At 30.7% G+C, this 23865-nt stretch carries 31 protein-coding genes; 25 read left to right on the top strand and 6 right to left on the bottom strand.

Translation table 11 applies throughout. The features are described 5' to 3' along the window. Positions 1-42: 42 nt before the first annotated feature. The 3 genes from CLMAG_RS34960 to CLMAG_RS13490 form a co-directional block, all read right to left on the bottom strand. The gene (locus CLMAG_RS34960) at positions 43-114 is read right to left on the bottom strand and encodes a hypothetical protein (protein ID WP_423231076.1); all 72 of its coding nucleotides are present in this window, start codon (positions 112-114) and stop codon (positions 43-45) included. Continuing rightward, a complete protein-coding gene (locus tag CLMAG_RS33725) occupies positions 110-244 on the bottom strand; it encodes a DUF6465 family protein (protein WP_242873019.1) in 135 nt (44 codons plus the stop codon). The genes CLMAG_RS34960 and CLMAG_RS33725 overlap by 5 nt, the downstream gene beginning before the upstream one ends. A 342-nt stretch (positions 245-586) precedes the next feature. Then, on the bottom strand, positions 587-922 hold the full coding sequence (locus CLMAG_RS13490) for a hypothetical protein (RefSeq protein WP_066622947.1): 336 nt from the start codon (positions 920-922) through the stop codon (positions 587-589). A gap of 666 nt (positions 923-1588) precedes the next feature. On the opposite strand from CLMAG_RS13490, the gene CLMAG_RS13485 reads away from it, so the two are divergent. The 23 genes from CLMAG_RS13485 (at position 1589) to CLMAG_RS13380 (ending at position 19534) form a co-directional block, all read left to right on the top strand. Beyond that, positions 1589-1972, top strand: a complete 384-nt coding sequence (locus CLMAG_RS13485; protein WP_066622944.1) for a hypothetical protein — start codon at positions 1589-1591, stop codon at positions 1970-1972. A 192-nt stretch (positions 1973-2164) separates the two neighbouring features. Further along, positions 2165-2362, top strand: a complete 198-nt coding sequence (locus tag CLMAG_RS13480; protein ID WP_066622941.1) for a hypothetical protein — start codon at positions 2165-2167, stop codon at positions 2360-2362. Between the two features lie 18 nt (positions 2363-2380). After that, the gene (locus tag CLMAG_RS31755; protein ID WP_153040991.1) at positions 2381-2605 is read left to right on the top strand and encodes a hypothetical protein; all 225 of its coding nucleotides are present in this window, start codon (positions 2381-2383) and stop codon (positions 2603-2605) included. 172 nt (positions 2606-2777) lie between these two features. Beyond that, positions 2778-3098 carry a hypothetical protein gene (locus tag CLMAG_RS13475; protein WP_066622938.1) on the top strand — a complete coding sequence of 107 codons (321 nt, stop codon included), beginning with the start codon at positions 2778-2780 and terminating at the stop codon, positions 3096-3098. A 115-nt stretch (positions 3099-3213) separates the two neighbouring features. After that, positions 3214-3444: a hypothetical protein gene (locus CLMAG_RS13470; RefSeq protein WP_066622936.1), complete on the top strand. Its 231-nt coding sequence runs from the start codon at positions 3214-3216 to the stop codon at positions 3442-3444. 176 nt (positions 3445-3620) lie between these two features. Next, the gene (locus tag CLMAG_RS13465; protein WP_066622934.1) at positions 3621-4745 is read left to right on the top strand and encodes a tyrosine-type recombinase/integrase; all 1125 of its coding nucleotides are present in this window, start codon (positions 3621-3623) and stop codon (positions 4743-4745) included. Position 4746: 1 nt separating this feature from the next. Then, positions 4747-6696: a tyrosine-type recombinase/integrase gene (locus tag CLMAG_RS13460; RefSeq protein ID WP_066622931.1), complete on the top strand. Its 1950-nt coding sequence runs from the start codon at positions 4747-4749 to the stop codon at positions 6694-6696. Next, positions 6696-7070, top strand: coding sequence for a DUF6262 family protein (locus CLMAG_RS13455; protein ID WP_066622928.1), 375 nt, complete (start codon positions 6696-6698; stop codon positions 7068-7070). Before CLMAG_RS13460 ends, CLMAG_RS13455 begins: the two co-directional genes overlap by 1 nt. A gap of 147 nt (positions 7071-7217) precedes the next feature. After that, positions 7218-8819 (top strand): DNA cytosine methyltransferase, encoded by a 1602-nt coding sequence (locus CLMAG_RS13450; RefSeq protein WP_066622925.1) that lies wholly within the window; start codon positions 7218-7220, stop codon positions 8817-8819. Positions 8820-8917: 98 nt separating this feature from the next. Next, complete coding sequence (locus CLMAG_RS13445) at positions 8918-9604, top strand: hypothetical protein (protein WP_066622924.1); 687 nt, start codon at positions 8918-8920, stop codon at positions 9602-9604. Beyond that, positions 9565-11358, top strand: coding sequence for a hypothetical protein (locus tag CLMAG_RS13440; protein WP_066622922.1), 1794 nt, complete (start codon positions 9565-9567; stop codon positions 11356-11358). The genes CLMAG_RS13445 and CLMAG_RS13440 overlap by 40 nt, the downstream gene beginning before the upstream one ends. 86 nt (positions 11359-11444) lie before the next feature. Then, positions 11445-13013: a hypothetical protein gene (locus tag CLMAG_RS13435; RefSeq protein ID WP_066622918.1), complete on the top strand. Its 1569-nt coding sequence runs from the start codon at positions 11445-11447 to the stop codon at positions 13011-13013. Positions 13014-13118: 105 nt separating this feature from the next. After that, positions 13119-13613 (top strand): hypothetical protein, encoded by a 495-nt coding sequence (locus tag CLMAG_RS13430; RefSeq protein WP_066622915.1) that lies wholly within the window; start codon positions 13119-13121, stop codon positions 13611-13613. Between the two features lie 477 nt (positions 13614-14090). Then, positions 14091-14729: a hypothetical protein gene (locus CLMAG_RS13425; RefSeq protein ID WP_066622912.1), complete on the top strand. Its 639-nt coding sequence runs from the start codon at positions 14091-14093 to the stop codon at positions 14727-14729. A 210-nt stretch (positions 14730-14939) separates the two neighbouring features. After that, positions 14940-15701 carry a tetratricopeptide repeat protein gene (locus tag CLMAG_RS13420; protein ID WP_066622909.1) on the top strand — a complete coding sequence of 254 codons (762 nt, stop codon included), beginning with the start codon at positions 14940-14942 and terminating at the stop codon, positions 15699-15701. A 51-nt stretch (positions 15702-15752) separates the two neighbouring features. Further along, the gene (locus tag CLMAG_RS13415; protein WP_066622906.1) at positions 15753-15938 is read left to right on the top strand and encodes a hypothetical protein; all 186 of its coding nucleotides are present in this window, start codon (positions 15753-15755) and stop codon (positions 15936-15938) included. Between the two features lie 359 nt (positions 15939-16297). Continuing rightward, the gene (locus CLMAG_RS13410; RefSeq protein ID WP_066622904.1) at positions 16298-16690 is read left to right on the top strand and encodes a DUF6573 family protein; all 393 of its coding nucleotides are present in this window, start codon (positions 16298-16300) and stop codon (positions 16688-16690) included. 56 nt (positions 16691-16746) lie between these two features. After that, positions 16747-17454: a hypothetical protein gene (locus tag CLMAG_RS13405; RefSeq protein WP_066622902.1), complete on the top strand. Its 708-nt coding sequence runs from the start codon at positions 16747-16749 to the stop codon at positions 17452-17454. Beyond that, a complete protein-coding gene (locus CLMAG_RS13400) occupies positions 17447-17752 on the top strand; it encodes a hypothetical protein (RefSeq protein ID WP_066622900.1) in 306 nt (101 codons plus the stop codon). Before CLMAG_RS13405 ends, CLMAG_RS13400 begins: the two co-directional genes overlap by 8 nt. 33 nt (positions 17753-17785) lie before the next feature. Further along, positions 17786-18199: a hypothetical protein gene (locus CLMAG_RS33720; RefSeq protein ID WP_066622898.1), complete on the top strand. Its 414-nt coding sequence runs from the start codon at positions 17786-17788 to the stop codon at positions 18197-18199. Positions 18200-18301: 102 nt separating this feature from the next. Continuing rightward, a complete protein-coding gene (locus tag CLMAG_RS13390) occupies positions 18302-18511 on the top strand; it encodes a hypothetical protein (protein ID WP_066622895.1) in 210 nt (69 codons plus the stop codon). A gap of 104 nt (positions 18512-18615) precedes the next feature. After that, positions 18616-18801: a hypothetical protein gene (locus CLMAG_RS13385; protein ID WP_066622892.1), complete on the top strand. Its 186-nt coding sequence runs from the start codon at positions 18616-18618 to the stop codon at positions 18799-18801. Positions 18802-18997: 196 nt separating this feature from the next. After that, a complete protein-coding gene (locus tag CLMAG_RS13380) occupies positions 18998-19534 on the top strand; it encodes a hypothetical protein (protein WP_066622890.1) in 537 nt (178 codons plus the stop codon). Positions 19535-19559: 25 nt separating this feature from the next. Here CLMAG_RS13380 and CLMAG_RS13375 read toward each other — a convergent pair whose 3' ends face one another. From CLMAG_RS13375 to CLMAG_RS13365, 3 genes are all read right to left on the bottom strand, one after another. Next, positions 19560-19979 (bottom strand): M23 family metallopeptidase, encoded by a 420-nt coding sequence (locus CLMAG_RS13375; protein WP_066622887.1) that lies wholly within the window; start codon positions 19977-19979, stop codon positions 19560-19562. Next, a complete protein-coding gene (locus tag CLMAG_RS13370; RefSeq protein ID WP_066622884.1) occupies positions 19961-20473 on the bottom strand; it encodes a hypothetical protein in 513 nt (170 codons plus the stop codon). Before CLMAG_RS13370 ends, CLMAG_RS13375 begins: the two co-directional genes overlap by 19 nt. A gap of 129 nt (positions 20474-20602) precedes the next feature. Further along, positions 20603-20830, bottom strand: a complete 228-nt coding sequence (locus CLMAG_RS13365; protein ID WP_139264303.1) for a hypothetical protein — start codon at positions 20828-20830, stop codon at positions 20603-20605. Between the two features lie 244 nt (positions 20831-21074). Here CLMAG_RS13365 and CLMAG_RS13360 point away from each other — a divergent pair, with 244 nt between their 5' ends. Beyond that, positions 21075-22040 carry a helix-turn-helix transcriptional regulator gene (locus CLMAG_RS13360; protein WP_066622878.1) on the top strand — a complete coding sequence of 322 codons (966 nt, stop codon included), beginning with the start codon at positions 21075-21077 and terminating at the stop codon, positions 22038-22040. A 983-nt stretch (positions 22041-23023) separates the two neighbouring features. After that, positions 23024-23809 (top strand): hypothetical protein, encoded by a 786-nt coding sequence (locus tag CLMAG_RS13355; protein ID WP_139264302.1) that lies wholly within the window; start codon positions 23024-23026, stop codon positions 23807-23809. Positions 23810-23865 lie beyond the last annotated feature (56 nt).

The following is a 23865-nucleotide window of genomic DNA, read 5'->3' as shown; positions in this document are numbered from 1 at the left end:
TAATGGTATATCCTATTCTCTACATAGGATATACCATTAAGTTTAATTCATAGAGAAATTACCCTTTTCACTATCATTGATAACATAATAGCATGTACTTTCTTCTGGTTTAATATAAATTTTTTAATGTTTTTATATCTTTCTGGAGCTTGCCAGCATCTTTCCAGATAGCTTTTATTTTCTTCTCTAAGCTTTCTATATTAATTTCTTCCCCTTGAAATTGCAGATATTTTGCAACCTTCATTAAAACACCCCCTAGTGCATAAAAAGTTAATTTTAATGAAAATTATACCATATTCTTCCTCTTAATCAAAGAAAGTTTTAATCCACCTTTATATATACTTTTAGTCTTCGTCTTGATTATGTTCTGATTTTGAGATTAGTTTGATAGCAACAACGACAACTACAGCCATAGCTATAATGCCTATTCCTGCTATAATAGGTATCTGCATAAAATCCTCCATGTTATTATATTTAAATTAATTACTCATCATTTTAACTTATATGGAAATCCAAATGTTTTTTTTTATAAATATGTTATAATAAAAATAGATAGAAGGAAGCAGGTAGTGTATGCCAGCTTTAGTTAGTTTGTAGGGTTTGATGGAGAAGTTTGCGAGGCCACTCCATCATTCTTATTTTTTTGTGTATTATCCGTCCTTACTTTAGTGCCTACCTGTGATGCCGACGAATTTGAACCATTATCAGAAGGATTTGTTGAAATTCTCGTAGATGTTCCTATCTCTCCTGTTTTTACGTTCACATTGAATTTAGTTTCATAATTGAAGCTCTTTTCGTTAGACGATAGAGCTGATTGAGATAAAATCCCAAATCTTACGATTTCCACGACTGCCCAGATGAATGCTATAACAGTCATAGCAATGAAAAATTTATTTAAACTATCTTTTTTGCTTTTCTGCACTTTATCTCCTCCGATTCCCAATTTGTTATCCTTTGTACTGGCTTACCTGCTTCCTTCTAGGCTTCCACACCCATTAAGGTGTTTTCACCATGTTTTATGGACAGGACAATAAATTGGTATTAAGAGGACATGCATATCAAACCTGATCTAGCTAATTTACTAGTATGTACCTCGCTTTTATGTTTCAACTAACAACATAGTCCATACATATTAATTATACCATTTTTCATGTTATCCTGTCACAATTTTCTACTACATTATAAATATATGCAAAATTTGATTTAATGTGTACAAAAGCTTTATAAAAAAAGTAGTAATATAACTTTTTTAATCCCTGTAGAATCAGCTCTAACCTATTATTATATGCGGTAATAGCGAGAATAGAACATTATTTAGTTAATTAAATATGGTTTAATAAAGAAAGGCATGTATTCAATTTATATAATTAAATAACTAATCGTATAGGTTGCACTTCACAACAAAAAATAGTATAATAATATCATAACAAAATATATTTTTACACAAAATTTTAGGTATCTATTTACCTAGAAGGATTTTTTACAAATTAAATAATTTTTGAGCAAATACTTTAGGATTTAGTCAAATGACTATCTGTTTTCCTAAAGTTTTTTTGTTTTGGAAAAAAACAGTAGGAGGATTTAGAAAATGAGAAATTTGTTAGGTGAATTGCAACAGAAGTTTGAATTTGCTTGCTCTACAAGTGGTGGAAACTATCGAGTGTGTGTTGATGTTAGCGGAATAGGGTTTTTAATTTCTGGTGATTGTATCATGTTTTGCACTATAGATAACAAGATACTAAGTTGCAAAGAAATTATAAAGCTTTATGAAACAGAAGAAGGTATGGAACAGTTAGAAGACGCTGACAACTTAACATTATTTGCAGAATGGGATAACTCAGTAAGAACTTTAAAGTTTTATAGCTGCTATTTTAAAGATAAATCTATTTATGATTCTTTATTTAGACACTATAAAAAAGCTGAAAACATCTTAGGTACAACATATATGGCTAAAGAATATTCTGTAGAATAGCACTAATAAATTATCAACTTGTAGAAAAGGTAAAGCAAAATAACAAAAGAAAGGATCTGAGCCAATGGTCACTTTATTACTAAAAGAAAGGTTGAAACAACAGTAAAAAAGTCTGAAGAGGCAATATCAACTCTAAAATTTCTTGAAGAAATTGCTTTAAGGAAAGAGTTGAACTCTTATCTAGCTGAACTGATGTATCAGTTAAAACTAGGACATGCTTTAAACCTCAATAACTCTATTCCAGAGGCTCTAGGTTATCTAGGGATAAAAGTAATAGGGAGATTTGAGGATGAGGTTGTACTGGCAGATGGGATTAATACCGCTACAGTAAAATGCAAGGGTTTTTATCCTAACACTAAATACAACTTCAATACCTTGAAAATAGAATAAAGGAAAGGATTTTTGCAAATGAAAGAAAAAAGTCAATCACCGCTAACTAATCTGCTTAAGGAATGGTTTCATGAGTATGACATAAATTTTATCCTTGAAGATATCATCATCAAGGAATATGACTACAACAGGTCAATGATTACAGCTACAGTCTACGGTGTGGTCTACAACGTATACCTTGAAGAATTGCTTGATTATCTAGGAATAATCATTGAAAGCTATGAGACAAGGTTATGGTCCTAACGGATGGGAAGATAAAAGTAAAAGTCTTGAAGATACCTGTAAGTATGGCAAAGTTATAGACTTAACACCATGGAATTAGTAGCTAGCCAAGAAGAAGCAGAAGAGATTAAGAAAAGTTTAGCAGTATAACTTTATCAAGGATTTAAGCAAATAAATAAAGGATGGTGCAAATATGAAATATGAGAATGAAGTTGCCAAGCTAATAGTTGAGTTAGAAGAATCAGAGGGAGCTGCAGTATATCTTCCTGATAGCCTTTGTGAAGAGCTATTAAATAAGAAGGCCTGCTTTGAGGAATTTAATATTATTGCTATTTCAAAGGGTTATTCATTAGTACAAATAGAGAACATTGAATGCCTAGCCTTTGCTAAGAAGGATGAAACCTTTGAGTATGTAAGGGAATACATGAAATACAATATGTTTGATATTCCTTACAGGGAAACTGTAGCTGAAATTATTGAAGCTGGTGGATATTTTAACTACTTTGGAGTTTAGGATCATTCAACACTATTTATAAAAAGGATTTTAAATACTACAAATCGGTAAATACCGAGGATTTTAGCAAATTAAAAAAATAGGATTTAAGCAAATAAAAAGGAGAGATTTGATTATGAGTAAAATGGAACTTTTAAAAGTGTATGAGAAAGCTGTTAAGAATTCAATAGAAAAGGGAAGAGCAGTACCTCGTTCTCTTATAGATATGGCTATTCAAAGTGGTATTAAGCCAAGTGAAATCCGAGGAATTATTGAAAAGGAATTATCACAGGAAACTGCTATAGGCAAGGCTAACCAATTAATAGTAATAGACAGATTTTTAAGCAGAGTGCCAGTACACGTTTAAAATTTTAGTAATATAGTGTAGTTAATAATATGGTATTTATAGTAGCTTAACTTATATTCCTGTATATAAAAATAACTATAAGTAACAAATATATAGTTTGAATAATTATAGTACTTATAGCAAACCCTATATTAGAAATAATAATTATAAGAGAGAAATATAGGGGTGTAAATTGAATGGAAGTTGTAAAGGTTAAAACAGAAGAAAAAGAGAGATATTATGTAGCAGATAATGATGGATTACCAATAGAACCTATATTGAAGTTTATTAGGTTTAAGGATAATACCAATTATGCAAGAAATACACTTAGAATGTATTGTCAGCACTTAAAGTTGTACTTTGAGTATTTAGAGCAAAGAGGATTAGATTTTCAAAAGGTAACTATTGATGACTTATCATTGTTTGTGAATTGGTTACAGAATCCATATAAGAGTTTAAAAGTAATACCTGCAACACCTGTAGATACTGCAAGAAGTCCAAGAACAGTAAACATTATAGTTGATACTGTATTGCTGTTCTATGACTACATTTTAAGACATGAAGAATACAGCAATGATGTTTCAGAAAGACTTAAAAAATTTGTTACAAGTTCAAGCAGAAACTTTAAAGGATTTTTGTATGAGATAGCTTATGATAAGAAAAAAGTAACAAGTAATATCCTTAAATTAAAAGTGCCTAAGAGCAAGCCAAAAACTCTTTCTAAAGATGAAATAGAAATGCTCGTTAGAGCTTGTAGCAATCTAAGAGATAAGTTTTTGTTATCGTTGCTTTATGAAACTGGAATGAGAATAGGCGAAACCTTGTCATTGTGGATCGAAGATATTGATATAAGCGATATGGTTATTGATTTAAAAGACAGAGGACAACTTGAAAATAATGCTGAGATTAAAACGGTATCAAGTCCTAGAAGAATAGATATATCACAAAATTTGGCTGACATGTTTATGGAATATATAGCTGAATACCATAATGAAGAAGTTGAAACTAATCATATTTTCATAAAGATAAGTGGTAATAACAAAAACAAAGCTATGCACTATGTTGATGTAGATAATTTATTTAGAAGTCTTAAAAAGAAAACAGGAATATATGTTACACCACATATGTTCAGACATAGCTCATTAACAGTACTTAGAATGGCAGGATGGCAACCAGAACTTCTTAGAGTGAGAGCAGGTCATAAAAATATTTATACCACTATGAACACTTATATTCACCCCTCAGATGAAGATATAACAAGGGAGTTTGAGAAAACTCAACCTAATTTGGACTTGGATATTTATAACGAGGGGGAAGAATAAAGTGGATAATTTACAACTGATAAAAAGTAATCAACAAAGCAAGTATGAAGAAATAATTGAGTATCTTAGTCAGGATAATGGATATTGGTTAGAGAATGATATATGGGATGCTATAGAAACATTCTTTATAGGAGAAAAAATATCTAATATGCGATATATAGATTTTTCAAATATTAAAAATGATAATTTAAAAAATGAAATTAAATATTTTTTTCTTTACAAACATAAAGAAAAATTACTGACTAACAAAGGTATTCTTAGATTAAATGTGTCGCTAAAACATTTCTCTGAATTTTATACTGGAAAGTCTTTATTAGAATTAGATAGAGAAAAGACATTTATAAAATGGAAAATATTTTTAATAGATAGAGGTATTAAATTTGATATAAATGAAAAAAGTTATTTTTGGTTTTCAAATTACTTGTTAGATTTTATTAAAGATTTATATGATGATAGAGAAGAAACTGAAAAAGATATATGGTATTCAAAGAATATTAAAGGTGCTAAAAAGAGTGCTACATCAGATAGATTAGCTACATCTATAAATTTTTCAGATATCCCTATTTATTATAAAGATATGGTTAAAAGATATTTTAAAACTATTATAACTAAAAAAAGTTGGGGGCATTGTTTTAATATACTAAAACATTTAAAAGTGTTTTTTAACTATTTTTATAATAACGGATATAAAGACGGTTTTATTGAAAATTTAAACAGAGAAGATATTGAAAATTATTTGTTTTTTATAGGTAATGAAAGAAAAGATAAAAACCTTACAGAAACAAGTAAATATATATCTTATGTAAGAACATTCTTAGAGTATATTCAAATAGCTCAATATGATAAAGCTCCTAAAAAGGAAGTGTCATTTTTAATTTTCCAAGATGATATTCCGAGAAGAGAATTTGTGCAAGACGAAATGAGAAGGGTTAAATTTGTTCCAGAGCCTATATTGAAACAATTAGATAACAATATTATGGATTTAGATAGACCACAGTATATACCTATCTATATTCTCCTAAGAGAAACAGGATGGCGTGGTACTGATATATTAAATCTTAGATATGATAATTGCCTAGATCAGATATGGAATAGTAAAGAGGAAAGATATAATTATTACCTTTGTGGTGAAATAACTAAGACTGGCATTGCAGAACTTAAAATCCCGATTAGGGATAAGGCTGCTGAAATGGTTCAGAAAGCTATTGATAAAGCTAAAGAGTTAAGTACAGAGGAAAACAACCCTAAAAAGTATTTATTTAATACTTATGAAGGTAAATTAAAAGGAAGACCATTGAATAAAGCATCTTTATTATATACAATTCAAAGACTTATTGAACAAAAAGATATTAGAGATGTTAATAGTGAGTTATATCATTTTAGGCTTCATTCACTAAGGCATACAAGAGCTAAAGAATATGTAGAACAAGGTATGGGTATTAGCATTATACAACAGATATTAGGTCATCAGAGCCTTCAAATGACAGTCCATTATGCAACAGTAACAGAAAACACTCTCTACGAGAAATGGAAGAATACTGAGGATTTAGACTTATTTAGAGTTAATACTGAAACCAATAAACTTGAACAAATAGATCTAAATTCTGATGATGGTGAAAATCTTATACGATACGAATATGTTAAAAAGAATTTAGATGCTGTAAGAGTACCTTTCGGTGTATGTTTTAAACCTTCAAAACTACCATGTAAGCAACAAATGAACCATTGTTTAACTTGTGCAAGTTTCTGTACTACAGTTGAAAATATTCCTGAATATGAAGATGAAATTGAACATACTAAAAAACAAATTGATATTGCTGAAAGATGTGGAAGAGAATTGTGGGCAGAGAAGAATAAAACATACTTAAAATTGCTGGAAGATACGCTCGAAAGAGTTAGGGAACAAAAGATACTACATAAAAATGGAGCTTCAAGGGAGGATATTCAATAATGGCTGGAAGTACAAAGGGATTAAAGAAATATGCAGAGGAAAAAACAAAGATTACTTTAGAAAAGGTTGATAAAGCTATTAGAGAACTTTCTCTTAGTGAAGAAAAGATTAATTTCAATAGCGTGGCGATAGCCAGTGGAGTATCTAAAACTTTTCTTTATAATAATGAAGAAGTTAAAAATAGAATTGAAGAATTAAGACAGCAACAAGTAAGTATGGAAATGAATCAAAGAGCCAAATATGATAAGACAGCTAAATCTAAAGATATTATCATAATGGCTAAAGATAAAAAGATTAAAGAATTAGAAGAAGAAAATAAGAAACTAAAAGAGCAATTAGAAATTTTAAGGGGTAAATTATATGAGAAATTATAATTAATTTATCCACAATGATAACAAATCATAGACTACATTAATTATATGTAGTCTATGTGTAAAGTGAGTAAAATTAATCAGTGTATAGAGATATACACTAGATATTGTTAGGATTTGAGCAAATGAAAATTAGGAGGATTTCCGCAAATGATTAAAAAAAGAAAAATGAAGTTATCTAAAAGGGGAATTTACCTTCAAGATAAAGAGCTAGGACTTACCAACCTAACGGTTGGTAGTCACTACCGCTACATTTTAGATGTAAAGTCTAAGAAATTATTCATTATTAGTTCTGATAATGAGAAGGACAATAAAGTATCTAAAAGGGTTACTAAAGAAGGTAATACTAAAGCGGTCATTGACATTAGAAAAAAAGAGGTTTTAGAGGCATTTCAGGATGTTGACTATCTACAAGTCACAATTAAAAACTCATTAGTTGTTGTTGAAGGATATGTTAATGCAAAGGAATCCTTTGTAGATAAGGCAGTATCTCTTGTTAAGGGTGTTAAAAGCAAGGCTGGAAAGATAACAAGCATAACTGACTTAATAAAGGTTAAGAAGATATCTGAAGTTGTTATGTCAGTTAAGGACTTGAAGAAAGCAGTTGGATTTGAACAACTCAGCTTTGACTTTAGCGAAGTAATACAAACTGCAACTACTGCTGCTGAAAAGTTCAGTAATTCAAAGGAACTAAAAAATAAGGTTAAAAACTTAGAAATACCTTTGAAGGTGGTAAGTCTATTCTCTGGAGCAGGACTATTAGATATGGGTTTCAAGAAATGCAAAGGAACTAATGGAGCAAGCGAATTTTTTGAAATAATCTTTGCTACAGACATTAGTGCTGATGCTTGTTTGACTTATTCAAAGAATATTGGACCACATATCGTAAATGCTGATATTAGAGATTTAGACTTAACAACTATCCCTAAAGCACCAATCGTCATAGGTGGATCGCCCTGTGTAAAATATAGTAACTCGAATAGGGTAACTAATATTAATAAGCAGTTACATGAAGCAGAAAGAATATTAGACATAGAAGATAATATACTTCTTAGAAAATATATTGAGGCTGTGAAGCACAATGATGAATGTGTAGTGTTTGTTCATGAAAATGTAGGACAAGTGAATACTATTGGCGAGGGAAAGTTGCTAGAGGAAATTAAATCCGAATTAAAGGACTTTGAGATTACTTCAACAATATTAAATGCAGCTGAGTATGGTGCCCAGGAGCGTAAGAGAAGCATCCTTATCGGGAGTAAGATAGGCAAGATAGACATACAAAAGCCGAAACTACATGCAGTACAGACAGTAAGACAGGCATTTGAAGGTTTAACAGATGCAACTCCTAATCAGCAGGATTACTCTAAGCCTAAACCACTCACATTGGAGAGGATGAAGTTTGTGCCTTCTGGTGGAAATGTACATGATATTCCACAAGAATTTAGACCATCAGGGCAGCACAGTGATTACTTCAAGAGAATCGAGTGGGACAAGCCTTCAATAACAATAGTTAACCCACGAAAGGCTATGATACTGCACCCTGAACTCAATCGTATCCTGAGTGTGAGGGAATGTGCCAGATTGCAAGGCTTGGATGACAACTTTATATTCTATGGAAGTTTATCATCCAAACAATTGCAAGTGTGCAATGGTGTTCCCGTTGGAATGGCAAGTGCTATTGCCGATACCATAAAGGAAGCAATAATGCAGAGAGTAGGAGCCCTAAAACCAAATTTAAGTTTTTCAGTTTAATTAGGATTTATACAAATACAGGGAAGAATTTAGTATTTAAATTCTTCCCTTAATAAAAAGGATTTATGCAAATAAAATATGAAGGGATTTGAGCAAATATGGAAAATTTATTGAGTTTAGTAAGTGATAATACATTAATTGAGGGAGTTAAAAAAGTATCTGATAAGGTTTATAAGTTCAAAGCAATCTATGACAGAGCGTATATAGAAGTAAAAAAATATAAGGTTGTTAATATCATAAGTGGATTAGAAACTGTGGTGTGCTATACAAAGGAAGATCAATATGATTACTTTGAGGTAGTAGAAACAACAACTGGTACTGTAGTAAGCTACCAGCCACTTCAAAATAGGAATATGGATGAAGCTAAAAAGATAGCTATCGAAAAAGCTGAAAAGCTATTAAAAGAACTAGCTGAACAGTGGAAATTGGTAGATGTCTTAACCAAAGTATCAGCTCATATTACAAAGGGTATATCTCCAAGCTATGAAGGAGTTATAGAAGATAAAAATGATCGTTCTGATGAACTTAAAAGCATGGGCATAGAGGACAGATTATTATTTATCAACCTAAGAGGGGGATTGCACTATTATACTGCGGTTGTAGATAGCATGAAGACAGTATACAGGTGTAATAAAGAAGTAATAGAGTATAAGCTAATTAGTGATAGTACAGGATATTACTTCTACAAGGTTTTTGACGATATGGGGGAAATTCATCTTTTTACTATGAGCCAGAATTTGTTGAAATGTTTGAAAAGGCAAGTAGTATATCAAATCCTCAAATAGAAACAGAAAATACAGGGGATGAAGAAGTTGTAACTACTAAAAATGCTGAAGCTCCAGTAAATAAAGAAGTGATTTCGCCAGTACAAGAAACTGAACTTTCAAAGACCATGAAGGAACACTTAACTCCAGCAAATGTTTCTGATAAGAAATACCAGGAATATGTAGATATAGTAAGTAGTAAATCTTTAATAAATAAGGAGAAGGAAGTACCAAGTTCCATTCTTGAAATTGATAGGAAACTTGAAGATTGTGGCTTTATAAGAACTTACAACGATATGTTAAATTCACCAAAATATCATGTAGTTTACTTCAAACACTTAGATAATTTAAAGAAATACTTTAGACTACAAGTTAATAACATCTTAACTGAAGGTGAAGAAAGACATTTATATCGTTTGGGAATAGCAGCCGCTAAATTTCAAACAGAATATTTAGTATCAAGAGGGGACATAGCCCAATTAGAAAGTGTAATTGCAGAGTTAAGCATTATTTTAGGTGAGGATAATAAAGAAGTCCAGTTGTCAGCAGAAACAACTACAGAATTACCTGTTATAGAACAAACTACTGAAGTTGATAAAGTAAATGTTGAAATAGTAGATACAGTAGATAATGATGTGGAAACTGTAGATGTGGAAATCATAGAAGAAGAGGAAGAAACAGAGGACGATTGTGTTGTAGAAATTGCAAAATCACCTTATAAAACCATACTTCTTCAATATGAGGGATCTAAAAATATGATGGAATACAGTCTACATGATGTTAAGGTATCTGAGGACAAGGAATCACTATCATTCATATATAAACATGGTGAGAATGAGGCTGAATCATCACCTATAATAAAATCTCAATTAGAAGATGATCCTACCTTAAAAGCAATGGTTGAAAGAACTCCTAACTGTTTAACAAGAGAAATTTCAATTAGAGAAATAGAGCTTAAAATAGCAAGAACAATTTTTGAACTGTTTGACGAAAGTAAAGTATACACATTAGAAGAATTAGTGAGAAAAGGCATAAGCCTTAATGCAACACCAGTTAAAACAGAGGACTTAACAATTCTTTCTGATTTAGAATTTTACAACAAACAGAACTATATATGGGATGTACTTCATTCAAGCGAAAGATTTTATAGATGGGGGAAACCTCAAGCAAGTGACCAGTTAATTATAAAAGGTTACAACGAGGTTATTTTACATTCTATATTTGATCCTTTGCATAAGGACAGTATGAGAAGAGGCCGACTAGCAGCTATTAATATGGATGAGGAAACTGCTAAAGGACATGCACTTAAGTGGATTTACACTGACAGATACCAGGAAATGATCAATAGTGGGGATAAAGCAAAGTTGGAAAAGGCACTCAAACATGAATATTACGGTGGAACTCTTTGCGGAGAGTATGGATTTTTTATAGGACAAGTTACATGCACTACAAAGGGCGCAACTATTTCATTATATGGTGATATGGATGTGAAGAATTATTGCAAAGAGAAATATAAAATGTCATATAAGGAGATATCAGATAGGCTTATAAAGAAATATCGAGTTAAAGAGATAACGGAAGATATTGAATTAGTAAAGGCTAAGCCTGTTGAAGTAGCAAAGTCTAAAGTAACTAATCCAGAAAATTCAAAGCAAGAGGAACTTACTTTATTCACTCTAACAGAATCGGACATAAAGAAGCTAAGCAATACTGTAAAAAAGACTAGGGATAAAAATAAGTTAATTGAAGGACAAATGACTTTGTTTGCAATTTAAACTTAAGAATTAATTAAAGAGGGGGAATAAAATTTTATTCTCCCTCTGGATTTAAGCAAATTTAATTAAAGAGAGGATTTGAGCAAATGGAACAATTAAATATATTAGAATTAGAAAATAAATCAGTAGATGTAAGTGAGAATACTCTTTTATCTAAGAGCCCTGCTTTTATTGAAGATGAATGGGCAGAAATGAATAATCAAACCATTAATTATATCAATTCATTAATGGATGAAATTGATGTATTAAAGGCAGAGAGCAAAAGCTTACAAGGTGAAGAGTTAAAGGATAATGAAAATAAAATTAAAGGAATGAGGAATGAAATAAAGGCTTTGGAAGCAGCTGACCAAGCTGAATTTGTTGAGATTCAGATTGAAGTATGTGAGGTTGTAAAAGAAAAAATAAAACTTTTGGAGCCAGCATTTTCTGAACAGGATATAGATGAGGTACTTCTGTATTTTCAGTTGTATGCCTTTGAATATCAGTACAGGGAGGAATATTACTTCAGTTCCTTTAAAGATATCCTAGATAATGCAATATTTGATTATCGTTGTGAGATCAATCATTGTGTAACAATATCTCAGCTTGCAGAATACATGAACTTAACAATTTACCGCTCTTATAAGGATAGCCTAAGAAAAATACAGAAGATGATTAATTCTTTTCTACTTGGAGATTTTGAAGGAGTTATGCAACATGGAAAGATCCTAGCTTATGCAGGCAACAATAGATTTTACTCTAAACCATTTGAATATTTCACAGGAGTAAAGCTTCCTTGGGATATAAAAGAATCAATGCTCTTAGATTTTCTTAAAAATGAAAGGGCTAGAATCAATGCAGATGAGGTATATGAAGCTAGAAAGTCTATAAGAATATCAGGGGAAAAGATTTTAAATTATAGAGATATAGCAGTAGGCTATCATGTTACTTTAAAAGGATACGGTGAACTTCTGATAACAGGTATAAGAGAAGACAGAACTGTAATTCTTGAAGGTAAGAAGGTTGGTAAACTAGAATTAAGTGCTGATGATTTATCAAAAGAAGTCCTTTGGGCAGATGAGCTGGAGCAGATGAGGGATAACGTGAAATCATATGCTGATGATGAATTTAAGGAAAAAAGAGAATTCATAAATTTCATATGGCAGAACTCAACTTGGTTTTCTAAAGAATCAGTTGCAGGACCTATAAGAGATTTATTTGAAGATGAGTACGGAAGAAGAGGTTCAGAAAAAGCCAAAGTCCTAACGGATAAACAAGTATTAGATAAATCCATAAAAGAATTAATTTCTGATAAGGATCTTCTAAAGTTGTTTAAAGGTAAAGGTAAGGATGATGTAATAAATGAGCTGAAAAAGGCCTACTCAAAGCAGTGCTTAACTGCTTTAACAGATGGATTCTTTAGGATAGGGCGATACGATACTTCAAGCAGAGGCATGAAGATAGAGTTACTATCCAGTCATAGAGAAGCAATAAATGTTACTTGGGATAATTTATATGAAGAAGCAAAAAAGAGATATGATGTTAAATTTGGAACACAGGATATTGCAATTAACCCTTCTGAAAGCTTTGCTCAGATTTCTATAGTAGAAATAAAATCAAAAAGTAAAAAGCAGAAAAATAACCTAATCGAAGGTCAAATGATGTTTAATATGTAACCTTTGTAGTCCTAGCAGTTTGCTAGGGCTTCTTTTTTGTTGCTTTTAGATTAAACCTCCTCTTATAATGGAAATGTAAACAAATAATTTATAAGAAAGGAGGTTATGGAAATTAAAAGAACCTTATCGTACATATTAGTTTTCTTCGGTATATGCTATTTGCTAGGAAACTTCTCAGCAAATATGACACAAAAGATATATTTTAGTTACATACCTGATTTAGTAAATGAATTAAAAGAGAGATTAGATCAAAATGAAACACTATATTTAGATGGACAAATGCTGCAAGCCTATGTTATTTCTACTGGAGAAGAACTTGCCTTTGAAAATAGAACAGTTAAGTGGAATAACCTAGATGCCTTATCAAGCTCTAAGAACAGTAAATACAAGGTTGTAAAAGAAAGTAATAAGGTATCAGTTACAAGTATAGACGAAATGAATAAAACCTCACTATCTGCTATTAAAAGCTTTGATATAGTAATATTGATTAAGAATATTGCTGTCATTGTAGTTGGTATTGCAATAGCAATAGCGATGTATAAAATATACTTTAGTCGAAAGGGAATGCCTGCTACCACACCTAAAGTAGTTAATCCTTAATAGACAGAATTGACGATTTAGTAGTTTTTATTTATAATATTAGTACTTATATAATTGAAAAGTTATATATGATTTGGCTCATAGGAGCAGCCTTATTATAAGGCACATATGGTTTTGTCTTTAGGACAGAAAAGGGAAGAGGGTAGCACACCTTTTCCTTTTTTACTGCCTTTTTTTACTCTTAAATTATTTTTTTATTTTCTTTTGTGACTATAAATCTATTAAAGTGCAATCTTTATAATTAGTAAACTCATCATATATATTGCATAACAGTGGTATAAATGATATAATTATTACAACTTAATAATTTATTTTAAAAAGCTTTAGAATTTATTTTCTTCAGCGGATTTTGAGCAAATTAAATATTTTTTTAGCAAATACTTTAGGATTTACACAGATTTTTTGTGTTAATTGCTAGAGTTTTTTTATTTTCACAATTTATTAAGGATTTATGCAAATTTAAGGAGGAGATTGGAAATGAAGGAACTAACTCAATTAATAAGTGATTTTCGCACAAGGAATGATGAAGGTACTTGGGAGCATCGATCAGCCTATTCTGTTGAATATGTTAATGGTAATAGGGATGTAAGCATTTTCTATTTTGAGGATGTAGATGGATGTGTAGATTGTTACTTAGCAACACCGCAAGAATACTTTGATAAGATATGCCAGAACCCTTTTATACTATCTGAGATTTCAGACTATGAGAGGAATCATTTAAAGGAATTAGTAGGGGATAATGCAAAGATTATTCACTACCACACAGACTATTCTATAAGAACAGGTATAATTGCTTATTACTGTATTTACAATTTCAAAAAGATTGAAATTGAATTGGACGTTGCAACAATGAATGTCAAAGTATTTGACATTACAAAGGGAGTTCTTAGTAAGGAAGATTTTGAAATGCCTATTGAAGATTTAATATCTGCGCATACTCTTATAAGAGAATTATTTGCAGAGGAAGATTTAGACCTTCAAAGGTGCACTTGTACTAAATGTAATTATACTTACTTTGTACAAGGTATGTTTAATCCTGAATTTGACAAATGTGTCTACTGTAACAGTAGTGAGAATGTCATATTAGAAGATTATTCGGTACCAAATGTAGGCTAGTCCAGAAGGATTTAAGCAGATTAAAAAAGGATACTAGAGAAAATTTAATACTTGGGATTACTAATGTATTTATGAGTTGAAAACAAAAGTAATCCCTCCATTAGGGCATTACTTTTGTTTTTTTACTTTAAAAGAAAGGTGGTGTCCTAATTAGAATTTCGTACCTACGAAAATTAATTATATTATAGAAGATTAAATAGGGGGATATATATGAATTACTTTTTAGTGCTAGCTTGCACGCTTATAATAGTATTAGAATTAATTAGATTCAGTTACGATAAAAAGAGGCACAGGCTATGGATTTTAATTGTACCTGTTTTAAAAATATGTCTGTATACGCAACTAGGTGATTATTTTCCTGTAGTGATAGCAACTAATCTTAATACAGGTTTGACGGGTATTTTGCTAATCTATTACTACGCTTTGGAAAAGGAAAGACGTAAGAAGGGTGTGAAATATGCTAAGTTTGGGATTATTTTTGCGGTTATTATAGTGTTAATCTTCCCTTTACAGATTGCCCTTCATGTATTCTTTTTTGAAAAAGGTTTATCTATGTATAAGGTGGGTAATTATGAAAACTCAATTAAGTATTTTGATAAAGCTATAGCGATAGATAAAAGGAATTATACAGCCTATTATGCCAAAGGCGAAGCTCTGGATAAGCTTAGGAGATATGACGAAGCGATTCAATATTATGATAAGGCTATAAGTTTGAAGCCGAATATAGATGCACTCCATAATTCTAAGGGGCTCACATTGTACAACGAAAAAAAGTATGATGATGCTATACTGGAATACAACAAAGCAATTGAACTTAATTCAAAAGCTTATGCATCCTATTATAATAGAGGGCTTGCTTATAGTAAGTTAGGCAAAAATGAGAATGCTATTAAGGATTTACAAGAAACTCTAAGTTTAAAACCCAATGATCAGAAGGCAGCTAAGTTATTAAAGACCTTAACAGGCAAATAAGAATGAAAGTTTCATATACAAAAATATATAATTATTAGGGAGAGTATTGAGATGTATGATAAGGTAGCTTTAATATCTGTAATTACAGGAGAACTTGTAACAATATTTCTTGGGATTGCATTAGTACCTATAGTAAATGCAAGTAAGTTTTCAACAAAAACTAAATGTGTACTCCCTTCATGTGTTTTGTTAGGGGTTTCTGAATTAGTTCTGTATTTTTTATACTTATTTAAATAATATTAAGATTACATGATTGGAATTAAAGTAGTTATTTTTATTAATATAAATAACTGCTTTTTTTATTGTTGTATAATTGCACTAATGCAAACTTTATGATTAGAGAACTCATTATATATATTGCACTTTAACACTATAAATGGTATAATTATTACAACTTAATAATTTTATTTTTAAAGCTATAGGATTTATTTCTTTTAGCGGATTTTAAACAAATTTAATACTTTTTTCGCAAATACTTTAGGATTTACACAGATTATATGTGTGGGTTTACCTAGGGTTTTTTTGTTTTTCAAATTATTAAGGATTAAGGATTTATGCAAATAAAAAAAGATTTAAGCAAATGGAGGTAATTTATTATGGAAAGTATTTTCGGAGATGTAATTAGCGTTTACACAAGAGCAGAGGCCTTAGCAGATGGAGTTTTATTTGATGTAAGTAGTATGGCAAAAGAAGCAGGATTTAAGTTTCCAGTAGCCATAACTGCTGAATTAAATGAAGTTATAAACTCTATTCCAGAACAATACTCTTATCAAGATAGAGAGGGTAGGTTTTGGGATGTACTGTATATGGCTGCTCTACACTGTAAAAGATCTGGTGGACAAACAGTATTATACAAAGTAATAATGCACCACGAAGTTGAAGCTACAAGAGGTAAAAAAGTTATTGAAGAACTGAAATTAAAAGCAGTTATTGGTCCAGGAGATAACATGGAGCCTGTAATAACTATAATGTTACCTTACGAAAGCTAAACTCAGATTTATGCAAATTCAAGGATTTAAGCAAATTTAAAGGAGGATTTTTTAAAATGGGAAACTATATTAAACATCAAACTAATGGAAATGTAATTAAAATAGGAGTTTTAGACGAAACATTCTTCAGCAGAAAAACACTTTTTAGATTTAGGGAGCTTGGATATAAGGGATTTTATAATGGTGAATTCAATAATGAACTTGATGAAATCCTAAATACTGAGAAAGTACTATATGGATACATGAATGAGCCACATTTTATAGAGTGGGAGCTAGGGAATAAAGTTTTCTGGTTACCTGCAGCTGGAGTTAAACATGATCCTGTAGTAGTAAATCAAAATGGATTTCAATACAAGAAAAGTTGTACAGAGAGCGATCAACGTATAATTAAAGCAAAGCTTGTAGGAGAGTGTTTTTCTGAGGGACAATTAACAAGTGTATTCAGTTGCGATTGTTGTGGCAAACTATTCACAATAACACATTTAACAGCTATGTTTTTAAGAAATGTCTTACCAATGCACAAACAATATATTAATTCTAAATATGATGCATATATTGAGGAAGAAGATATTAGTTTAGCAGAAACCATAGAAGTAATGATAGACTCCTTCTCTCATGAAGAAATGTTATTGTTACTTAAAAATGGTGATTGGTCAGAAGAAGATCCTGCATCAAAGGAGATAGGAAAAAGCCTAGCCGAGATGTATGAGGAAGCTAAAAGACTATCGGACATAATGAGTAAGGAGATGGGTATTGATGAATAGTTTAAAACTGCCCCATATATCTGTAAGATTAGCCGAGGAAGATATGAACATCCGAGGCATTGGACATTTAAATGGAGATTACGGAATGGATAACTTGGAGTTTAAAAATACTATTAGGATTATTGGAGAAAGAGGCATTTGGGCACTTTCTAATAAAGTGTTAATGAGTTTCTTTGAGCAATGTTTAATATACCTAAATAGCTCCTATAACACAAATATGGAGTTATATAGGGAATCTGAAAAGTACTACGAAATATCAAAAGCAGAGATACTTGCAAGATTTAATAAAAAGATTTAAGCAAATTTTAAGAGGAAAGGTGGATTTAAGCAAATGGAAAGATATTATATAACAAAATTAGATAACGTATCATTATATACTTGCCCTAACTGTGGCAACCATCATTCAATAAGAGAATGGAATAAGGCAACAGAGGAGTATTTTGAAGGTGAGATAACACCAATAGAGCACTCCGATATGGAAGATATCTTCGTGTGTCCTACCTGTATGGAAGAGAACAGTAGGGGAGAGATTGACGAAGCAACTGATCGTCAGTTAAAGTGTCCAAACTGTGGGAAAGATCATTCATTGTTACAATGGGATAAGACCACACTTAAGGATTTTGGAAGTCCAATTAGGAGTTTGTTCTCTGCTCCGGGGGATTATTATACTACCTGCCCTAGTTGTAGGAGAGTACTTACAGCAGAAGAGGTAAGGGAGGCTAATGATATAAAGGTATACGCTTAAACTAACTCAATTTCACTTTTCTTACCGCTATAGTAGATGTGTTGTAGAAATGATACAATATACCTATTATAGCAGTAATAAGTGGAAAAGGGGTTTTAGCAAATGAAGTTATCAATGGAGTTTATTAGAATACTAATGATTATTGCAAATGTATTTTTTATTGTAGGACTAACTAAAATAGTAACGTTGGTTATGCCTGCTATAAGTGGACAGGAACATTGTCAACTTAGAAAGGATATTAAAGAGTGGGTTATAGCTCTTGAAGTTTTCATAGGAATACTTTGCATAGCAGTATTCGTATCTTTAAGATAGTAGGATTATACACACATATATATAAGGGGTTACAAACGTAACATTCTATTTAGATTTGTGCAAATATAAAAGCTTTGTGCAAGTATTTGAGGGAGGATATAACAATGAGTAAGGTAGTTATATATGGAGTAATAGTAATTAGTGCAATACTATTAGTGGCATTGCTTCTAATAGTGGGACCTATATTAAATAAGCAAGAATATAAAAAAGAAAGAATAGGATTTAATATTATAACAGGGTTATTTTCATTAATTCTAGCTGGAATTTTTATATTCACATTACTTAAATAATATGCTGCAGTAATTAATACCCAGATATCTAACTTAAAATATTATACTAGAATTTTAAATTGAATTTTAAAATTTGATTACATAATCCTAATGGGATTATTCTCAACCTTACGAGAAGATCCCATTAAGGGTTCCCCTCTATTGGTTGAGTTTTTTGATTATCGAAATAAAAAAATGACCAAGGAGGTGGATTCTTATGGTAATCAAGTGGTTTGTACTATTGATAACTGTAGGGATTATCGTAACTGTGTTGTTCTGCATTAAAAAGGCTGCAGAAATGTTTATTGAAAGTGTACTGGAAAAATTAAAAGATTGGTTTATAAGCACTCCTGTATATACCAGGTTTCAAGCATTAGACAAAATAACAAAAATTATCATTGGGGTAACATTGGCTATCGCAGTTTCTGCATCAGTAGCAGCAGTACCAATGTTCGGTGATGACAAGGTAGAGAGCTTTATAACAAATGTAAAGCAAACTCTAACTGGTCACAAATCCAATGAAACCTCTAATGACAAGGAAAAAGACGATAAAAAGTCAATTCCTTATGCCGAAAAGTTGGCAGATGTATATATAGATACTCAAAAAACCAAAAACCAGATTACACAATCTGCTTTGGAAGGTAAAATAACACCTGGACAAGCAGTAGAACTAATTAAAGCCTTAGATGAAAAAAGCATTACAGAAGAACAATTTAGTGAGATAATCCAAATGGTTAAAGACACCTCTAATTAATTTTAGAGGTGTTTTTTTATAAAATTTAGTGTTTAGGAAGATATAAACTTGGATTTACTGCTGAGCTTGGTTTGTTTGCGATTGTTCTTATTTCAAAGTGCAGATGAATACCTTTTGATGCCCCGGATTTACCCATAGTTGCTATAATATCTCCTTTTTTTACAGTTTGGCCCACTGAAACCTTAATACTGTCTTTAAGTAAGTGTGCATACATAGAATAAGTGTTATCATTATGCTTTATAACTATAACATTACCGTATGCACCAAAACCTGTACCTTTATTACAGTTATCTTTAAGATTGTCTTTATGATTACAGTTATTATATACATTTACAACTGTACCATCACCAACAGCTAATATAGATGGTGATTTTGATGAAGAACTAATATCTATACCAGAATGGCTTGAGGAGAAATTTTGTGTTTTTACACTTTTTCCTCCCACTGGCCATATGAAGTTTGAATTATTGTTTTTACCAAATGTCCATACAAAAGGGTTGTTGATTTGGCAACACTAGTAGTTTTGGATGTTGTTTCTATTGAAAAAGTATACTCTATACCTGGTACAAAATAATCCTTATCACATATTACAGTATACTTCCCGTAATTACCAAGCGATGGGTCCCATTTTAGACTAACCTTATCTATTCCTTTGATACTCTTAATCTGTAGTATCAAATTCACATCCTTTGGAACTTGTCCATCAAAGTTAGCAATTGCTCTGACTGTTCTGTTACTATCATATAAAGATATATTACAGTTATAATCCGTTAAGTTTATTTGAGCTTTGCTTGCTGTGAGAACTATTGATTGCCTTTTCTCATTATCACTAAAAAAAGAAATAAGATTCCTCCATGCTTCAGATACACTTGATGATTGCAATTGTAAACCTACCCATGAAAAGACCACCACTACAAGCATACATATAAATTTTTTCATAATAAAACCCCCCTAAAATGTTCAATTGAATTAATAATATACTTAATTAATTTTGTGAAGAGCTAGTATACATCAATTAATAAAACCAAACTATACATTGATGTATACCCGGCAATGTGATTATTAGTTTTAATAAATATTATTAACTTCCACCCATTTACCTTGTGATTCATCCCATTCAGTAACTTTTACACTTGAGGACCCAAGTGGCTTATTCATCACATCACTATTAGAGATAGCTGCACCTATTCCAGCACCAATAATTGAACCACCTTTACCACAAACAGCTTCACCTATAGCCGCTGCAGCACCTTCAACTATAGCTTTTGCTAAAGGATTAGAAGAATTTTCAGACATAATATCATCTCCCTTTTTCATTATTAAGATTAGCCTTGTACCCATTATAAATTAACTATTTGGACTATCCTCTTTAACAAAAATTGTCCAGGCTTATCTTCTATTTAAAGTATAACAATTTAGCTACAGTTCATTAAGTAATGGATGAAAAAAGAAAATAATTGAAAAATGAAACAATTTATGTTTCAATATAATCAATAATGTTAAATTTTTATGAACGAAATGATGAGGGGGGATTTTATTTATGGAGAGAAGAGATTTGATATCCTTAAAATCAGAAGTTACAGAACTTAATCGTGAAATTAATAGGTTGGCAGAAACAGTAAAACATTCAATTAGTTCAGATGTTGTTACTGCTAATAAAAATTTAATAATGCTGAAAGAAAAAGTAAAAAAGAGAAGCGACGCGATTGTAGCGTATAATTTTAATGAAATAAAACGTTTAAATAGGTTGAATAATAAAGAATTGGCAGATTTATTAGGAGTTGATCCTTCTTTAACATCAAGGTATACAAACGGACATGCATTACCAAATACTGAGACGATTCTTACTCTCTGTGATATATACAATATAGACTATAACCTCTTTTTTAAAGAGTTGCTTAACATAAATCAATTAATTAACTATGCTAATGAAGATAAAATAGATGATTTTGGATATGATTATGAATCACAAAAAAGTATTTTAAAAGATACTTATTACACATATTTTTTTGTAACAAATAGTTCAGGAAAAGGAATTCAAGAGGGAGAATTGCATATTAAAGATTTAAAAAATGGAAGTGGAGTTTTCTCAATACCAATAGTAGAAAAGCACTTTAATACAGATATTTGTGTTACCGATTCTTTAATCTTTTTTAATTTGTACAATTCAAAACAGAAGAATGCAAGTATATGCTTAATAAAGCCACCATTAGGAGTTGCTAATGAATATTATGGGGGGATTGGGATACTACAATTAGCTGCAGATAGCTTAAGTGCTCCATGTTCCCAAAAAATAATTTTTAGTAGTTTTAAGATTGATAGAGATCTGTATCGTCAGGAATTAAAAGATTTACTTATAGTAAAACCATATTCTCAAAGTATTAGGGATGAAGACGATGTAACAGTCGGTTCATATAATATAGGAATAAAATTAAGTAAAAGTGATGATGAGGCTGTGTACAATAAGTTACGTGAGATAGAAAGTAAGATATTAGCTTCAAAATAAGGATGCTATCATTATCTTTATTCAAAAGAATAACTAAAATGTTAAAATCACTATATACTAATATGGTGATTTTATTGACCCTTATGATGCAGATGATGGTAATACCCATTCATTAATAATATTATCGAAGTTTGATTCTAGCCCTAAAACTTTTCTATAAGGTTTCCATTACATTGAAATTACCCACTTCGCACCGCAAAAAGATATACGAAGTGGATAATATATAAAATCCTCCCTCCGCTCAAGCTCCTCTGCCTGTCCTCTTAAAAACTCTCTCAGTTATTCTAACTTCCGGTGGAAAAAAATTTTCTCGTTCTTTTTTTTATTTTTCTTTTTCCCTTTTTTATTTTTTTTCTTTATTTTTTTATTTGTACATATTTAAAAGGGGGAAGGGAAGTAGGGGAGGAACAAAAAATACTAAAAACCTTTTTTCAAATATTTCTATATTTCCCACTTCGTATATCTTTTTACGGTATGAAGTGATATTTTGTCCATATTATGGTGAGAAAGTGCTCGTTTTTATATAAAAAATAAGAAAAAAGTTTAAGCAAAACCTTAGAATTACACTCTTAATTAAAAATAAATCGAATAAAATCTATGAGAGCAAGCTAAATAGTACTTCTATTAAATTTACTTGTTAAGTATTAATATCGACATAATCATACCGATATAGTTAATGAATTCCATTTATAACTGTAGAAATATAAAATTAAGGAGATATTAACTCATTTTAAAAAAATACGTATTATTAAACCTAATTGATTGAGATCAGCTAGAGAAAGGAAGTGAATGTTTAGTGTATTCCTTGCACTAAGGAAACAAGTGTCAATCAGACTAATAATGTAAAACAAGAAGTAATACAAAAGGATCTGGATAGCAAGAAAGCAGCAGATAATAAGGCAGTAGATAATAAAAAAACAGATAATAAGGTAAATGATACTCCGTCAAGTAATACAATCTCAAATCAACCGTATAATGACAACATGTATGTTAAAGATATTGCAATGACTTTCTTAAATTCATATTATAATTTGAATGCTGGTAACGTTGAAAAGCAGTATAACGAAGTATTAAAAAATATAGGTACTACTCATTTTTATGGTACTCAATTAAGACTATATAATACTTTTATAGATAGAAACCAAACAAATGAATTAATAAAAATAAATAAGACTATGCTTTTGGCATCAGGAGAGAATATAACATTAGAGGATGGGACATACAAAGCTTTTGATGTGTATTATAATGTAGACTACAAACTAAATGGAAAAGAAGTGGTTAATGAAAATGCAGTATTAATAATACTTCAAGATAGATTCGGAAAGTATAGGATTATTAATGTTTATAGCTTTATTAAAGCAGGTCCTTTAGATGAGAATAAGCTGATAGCACTTCAGAAATGTATATCAAATTTTCAAGAAAAAGCGTTTAATTTGTCTGACAAATACTTAAGCATTCGTTACTGTGGTGGATTTAATAATTTAAGTGGAAAATTAGATGATTTAAAATCAATAACCACCCAAAAATGCTATGACGAAACTATTAAAGATACAAAAAAGGACCTTCATACGTATAATTATGCAGGAAGGAATCTTATACATATAGAGAGTTGTGAGTTTAAATGGGATGAAGGAGATGATACTCCAAGTGTAGAAGTAGAAGTAGAAAGTGAGCTAAATGGAATTCATAAAGATTCGTATTTAGGTTCTACATCTCACGTATTTATATTATTTAAAGATAATTCTTATATTTTTTCCTCTGGTAACTAATAATATTGTAAAAATGCTAAAATGATCGTTTTATATAAAAAAGTTTAGGCTAAACC

It is taken from the genome of Clostridium magnum DSM 2767, assembly GCF_001623875.1.
GTDB lineage: Bacteria > Bacillota > Clostridia > Clostridiales > Clostridiaceae > Clostridium_AM > Clostridium_AM magnum.
Note: the sequence above shows the minus strand (reverse complement) of the source record. Positions and strands in the feature narration are given on the sequence as shown.